General features: G+C 39.1%; 1 protein-coding gene. It reads left to right on the plus strand.

What is annotated here, in order from left to right:
* The coding region (locus ACS8FD_RS14960) for an EcsC family protein (protein WP_439276439.1) at positions 1 to 909 on the plus strand (909 nt) is incomplete at its 5' end.
* Positions 910 to 1,303: the final 394 nt, after the last annotated feature.

The following is a 1,303-nucleotide window of genomic DNA, read 5'->3' on the forward strand; positions in this document are numbered from 1 at the left end:
CGCTTTGCCACCTATGGTAAATATGCTAAAAAAGTTGTTCCTAATAGTTTGTTCAAATCTGTATTAGACAGCTCTTTTGTTCAGGTTGCAAAACTTGCAGCGAGCTGGAGTCAACTAGACCTACCTAATGAGCATCGTTTTGCTGATATTACTGCATTGGATGGTGAAGAGCGTTACGCGTTAGCGACTGATATTGCCAACCAGAATAGAGCGTTGGCGACTTTGGGCGGTTTGACGGGCTTAGCAGGATTGCCAGGATTGTTGGCTGATACGCTATGGTTGCTATTGGTGTCTTTACGCTCTGTTTATCAGTTAGCGGCTGTTTATGACCAACCTTTAACGGGTAAACAAGGTATAAAAATGGCTTATGAGCTGCTTGCCAGTGCAGATTTGAGCAAAATGCAAGAAAAACAAGCTCTATTAGCAGGTATTGGGGTAGGAAAAGGTCTACTTGATAATGCTCAAAGTCGCGGTTTGCACAGTGAATTACAAAACCTTGGACTCAAAAACCAGAATGTTAATTTTTATGCAGAGCAAATAGATAATATCGCTGGACAAGTAGGGTTTGATTTGGATCAAGTCGATTTAACGTGGTTACGTCGTTTGTTACCAGTGTCAGCGGTAGCTGTTGGTATGCATTATAATAGTCGTTTGATTGATGAAGTGCTTGGCGTTGCTCAAGCGACTTTCGCGCCAGAGCCAAAACTTGCCAATCGTTTTATTACTGATGATAGTAGCAGTGAAGAACAAGTCAAACAAATGGCAAGCGATGAAGACTCAAATGAAGAAAGTAAGTCAGAAGAGTTCGACAGTGATTCTACACAAGAAGAATCCGATGCGTCGACTAAAAATGATAACAAAGCAGATGACAAAGCCGTTGACGCTAAGAACAAAGCAGATACTAAGTAGATGAGTCATAGCGTTGACTGGTAAAATATCATCCAAAATGCAGTAAACATACCTATAGCTGTCTTGAAAAGTAAGCTTGCAACGCCATATATACGATAACAAGCCCAGTACTCAATAATTTTTCAGAAGCAGGTAGTAAGCTTTTTATGTGTACATTTAATGCTTTGTAATATCACTAACTGGTAGCAAAGTATACTTGATACATATATTTTAGGTATTGTAAAGTAGCATTGTCTATAAGTAGTTGAAATAGCAGTAACATATCTTTATAATACACTGTCCTAAAAATGGGTACCCCAAAATTTTCATGTTTATGGAAAGGATGGTGGGTTTGCCCATTTTTTTGTTTTATACCAAACGGGAGAAGGATGCCTTATGGCAACAACTAACCAAT

It is taken from the genome of Psychrobacter sp. 1U2 (assembly GCF_051847575.1).